This is a genomic window from Waddliaceae bacterium, from assembly GCA_018694295.1.
In the GTDB taxonomy this organism is placed as follows: Bacteria; Chlamydiota; Chlamydiia; order Chlamydiales; family JABHNK01; genus JABHNK01.
In genome coordinates this window covers 1-4,296 of record JABHNK010000064.1, presented here as the reverse complement: position 1 = coordinate 4,296, position 4,296 = coordinate 1, and the positions used below count along the sequence as shown (strand labels likewise).

Annotated in this window: 2 protein-coding genes; one reads left to right on the top strand and one right to left on the bottom strand. The window is 44.1% G+C overall.

Going from position 1 to position 4,296, the window contains the following annotated elements; genetic code table 11:
* Positions 1-513 precede the first annotated feature (513 nt).
* Complete coding sequence (locus tag HN980_06840; GenBank protein MBT6929189.1) at positions 514-3,423, bottom strand: hypothetical protein; 2,910 nt, start codon at positions 3,421-3,423, stop codon at positions 514-516.
* A 144-nt stretch (positions 3,424-3,567) separates the two neighbouring features.
* Here HN980_06840 and HN980_06835 point away from each other — a divergent pair.
* On the top strand, positions 3,568-4,296 hold a 729-nt coding region (locus HN980_06835; protein MBT6929188.1), incomplete at its 3' end, for a TGS domain-containing protein.

The window sequence follows — 4,296 nt, the reverse complement described above, 5'->3', positions numbered from 1 at the left end:
TGGGCGAACATAGCAGTAGTTGATAATACTGCGATCCCGACCAATAATATTTTAGTTAATTTCATATTGTACTCCATTTTTGTTTTGTTCCAACATCCCTCTAATGGAAAAGGATTTAAAAAACTTTGTAGCGCTTACAGATGCCTCTCAGGCACTTTTCGCGCAGTTGTTATTAATGCAACCGTATACCATTATTATACAGTTTTTTTAACATACCTCTATCTATAAAGAAATATAGTCTTTTTTGTAAACAACTTTTTGTAAAAAAATAGCTCCTAAAAGGTTCTTTTTTTATGGCCGCTTCGACTTCTGAAAATATTGCCTTTGTTACAAACAGACATTACGCGCCAATCTTGCTTTAGTGGCGTAGCGAAAGGGATGAGATGCAAGTATTCCGACGAGCCAAGCTCAAATAGAGTTGGGCGAGGAGAAATACGAAGCAGATCGCCCTTGCAGCAAGTCAATAAAGTGAGAGTGGCGCTTAAGGTCAGTTACAAAGGAAAATAATATCGATTATCCGCCATATTGGTGTGGCAGGGTATATACACCCCATGTCGGCGTTTTGTTGCTGCCGTCGAGCCACCGTCTCCAATGAATCATAGGGGTGCCATGGCGCTTTGTGGCGTCGAAATTCCACACCTCAAGTCTCCCCGTTCCCGGGTTTACGACGAAGCCGAAGAGGTTTTTCTCCCAATTTGTATCGGCAAAAAATATCGGTGCCGAAAGGGCGAGATTGTTTTTCTGTGCTGCCATATTGATAATGTCGTTGTAGTTATCTTCGAAGGCCGTTTTTCCTGTGGCGATAAGTATCAACGCCTTACACACCTCTTGAAGCTCGTCAGCAGTGACATATTCTTCTGCGGGGTGTCTTCCCGACATCTCTTCAAAGGCATCCAAAATCCTGTTTTTCTCTTCTTCAGACAGCATAGGAAGGTCTTTTATAAGCTTCCCGATATTATCTTTAACAGCATATCCTGGCGTCATCGGCAACGATGTATATAGAATGCTGTCGATATCTTCTGCAGAGATGTTTTCTTTGAGTTTCGGCGCATACATAGCCTTCTTACAGACATATTCTCGGAAATCTTGAGGGCCCATAAGTTTAGGGATGTCGATGAACGTGTGTTCTAGCGCTTTTCGGTCGTCTGCGGGGATTTTTTCGGTGATAATCGACAAAAGTTTCGCTATCATACCGTTGTCAAGCATTGTCCCCGCAAGAATCGTTTGCTGCGGGGTGATAATGGTGTCGCGCACCCACGTATATGTATATAGTTCGCTTTTCCATCCGTCTCTCAGAACTCCTGGCTTTAGGATAAATGCGTGTGTCGGAGAATGCATAAGCATCGTCTTTTTATGATCTTCAACGTACATATCAGAGGTTTTTGCAGGCATCTCTTTCATAATGTCGATAAAAAAATCACACAGCTCTACTTCGTTTTCAACCCAGCGGTCTATCTCTTTAGGCTTGTCGTCGAGGCGATAATAACATTGTATCAGAACACTCATCGTCCCTCCTGACGTATACACCCACGGCTTTTTATCAACCTTTTCCAGGTTATTGAGAGGGTCTTCTACAGGAGAAACATTATGGGCTATTGCCATACGATAAAATGCCGACTCGAGGAATTCCGTCGTCTTAACATGCATAACAATAGATGTTATTATCTCGCTGATATCACGCTCGAAACCTTCAAGTTCCGGCATACCGATAATATCATTTTCAATGACGACAAAAAAGCTTGCCAGCGAGTCTATAAAAACATCTTCTTCGTAGATATGCGTCCACAAAGAGGCGTCGGTGCGTCCGTGTTTATATAGAAGACGGAACCCTGCAGGACTGTCATCGTAAAGGCCTGTTTTGACGTCGTGAATATCGGCGTCATAGACCTCCTGGAAATACTGTGGGAACATCTCTAACAGCTTGGAGATGATGAAGTTAAAAAGCTCAGCGTAAAGCTTCGCACGCTGGTGTGCCTCGTCACGCCCAGCCTGATAATTGTTGAGCTCGCCGACACTTCTTTTATATTCCGAACGTATCCACTGAGCGTCTTGCTCTGTCTTGGCATGCTTTATCCTTACTTCCAACTGCTTAACATGAGGAAAAAGGGCGTTATACTGTTCATGATATTCGTTAGACTCGCGATTTACCTCGTCGAGCTTCTCTTTGATTTTATTATAAAGGCACTCTCCTATACCACCAGGGCTGTCCTCTTCAAGGCCAAGGCTCGAGTAAAGATTCCACCGTGAGAAGTCCGTCTTGGTATCACAAAATGACGCTATAGTATATTCCCAGGCCTTCAGCAAGGGATTGTCGGTCAGGATGTTAAAGGCTTTAGTGGCAGCTTCGTATTTCTCATGATATTCCCCGCACAGCGCTGTCTTGCTCTTCTTTTTCGCATTATTCGCTTTCGAAGATATCGACACTTTATGGATCTCGAACATCCCCTGTGGGGCTTTTTTATTGTCTGCAAGGTCTTTTTCTGTAATACCAAGATCTTCAAGCAAAACTTTTCGTATCAACGTCTCCGTCGTCGTCCAAAAAGTCCCTCCTTCAGGATGAATACCTTGTATAGCTGTAACAATAAGGCCTTTACAGCGTCGCTGATCATCAACAACGCCGGCGGCGCGTAGTGCGTGTAATACCCCCGGAGCCCTCCAAATTTCTGTAGCAATGTCTTTTTCGGTCTTTGTTATCATCACAGGCTTCTTAATATTAGCAACGCCCCAGCTTCCGCTAAGAGGGACAGAATGCTCTACGCCGCCGAAAGTTCTCGTCATCCGCCCTGTAGCTAAGAGGCCGACGATATCCTTAAGTAAATTCTCGGGCTGCTCTTGCTGGATTATTATCGCCGGCGCCGTAGCAAAGCACGACCCGACATTCTGCCTTAAGAAACACAGCCACGCCGATAATGCCGCCCGCCGAGCATGGGCGTCAGTAAGCGTTGTAGAAGCATCTATTATAAGCGTATCACGAAGTATCTTCTCGGCATGATGTGAAGATGGTTTTGTTACCTTCATAAGAAGCTCGCGAAGACCTTTATTGTCATGCAACGACACTAACGCCTTTAGTATATGCTCGTTTCTTATGGCGTCGCCATCATAATACGGACCTATAGGATAAAGGCTCTTTTGTAATATCGCAATGACACCCTTAAGGACGTCAACACGTAAAGAACCATCGTCGGCGATAAGGACAAAAGCAAGGTCTCGAGCTTTTTTAGCGTTGTGAACAACGCTCGACTCTTGAACGCCAAAAAGATCATACTCTAGAGATTCCGACGGCGTTCCGCGAAGAAGCATCTCTTCTAAAGGGTTCTCTTCACCGCGCTCTCTGTTTTTAAAAGCAAAACATAATGCTTTATAAAAGAACTCTTTATGAAGTGGCGGGACGTCTATAGCCCCTTGTTTTTTGTCGTCTTTCATGGCTCCCCTGTCTATCGTTTCTTCGTCATTTGGTGACATCTACGTTATAATACCACAACAAAGAAGATTCTTGCTATTTGATATACTCTCACTGTATTATCGTAAATCATATTTATTTTCTACAAATAGCAAGGATTTTATATTATGTTAATAACATTACACGACGGATCTTCCGTAGAACTCCCCGAAAATAGCACAGCACAAGACCTCGCCGAGCATCTAAAACTTACGGCTCCCGACAAAGCTCTTGCAATTATTATAAACGACCTCCCATACGATCTCACCACGCCACTGTCTGATGGAGACACCGTAAGGCTTCTCGACTTCGAAGATTCTCAGGGAAAAGAGATCTTCTGGCATACGTCAGCACACGTCCTAGCACAGGCAGTAGTGCGCCTATGGCCCGACGCCAAGCCAACGATAGGCCCTTCTATTGAGAACGGATTTTATTATGATTTCGCAAACCTCACCATCACCGACAGCGACTTCAAAGCTATAGAAAAAGAGATGGTGAAGATCATCAATGAAAACCCTGTGCCACAACGCGAAGTCATCTGCAATAAAAAAGAAGCACTAAAACTTTTCGCCGACAATGTCTACAAACGCGAGCTTATCGAAGATATCGATGACGCCATAGAACTAACAGGATACCGACAAGGCGACTTCCACGACCTATGCCGAGGACCTCACCTTCCAAAGATTGGGAAAATTAAAGCGCTAAAAATTCTGAAAACATCAGGAGCATATTGGCATGGCGATTCCGACAATGAAATGCTTACAAGGATCTATGGCATCACCTTCCCCGACAAAAAAGCTCTAAAAGCATACATCACCATGCTCGAAGAGGCAAAAAAACGTGACCATAAAGTCTTG

What these genes read in the sequence shown, in the direction of transcription:
- HN980_06840 (MBT6929189.1), bottom strand. Translation starts at nt 3,423, where the DNA reads ATGAAAGACGACAAAAAACAAGGGGCTATAGACGTCCCGCCACTTCAT.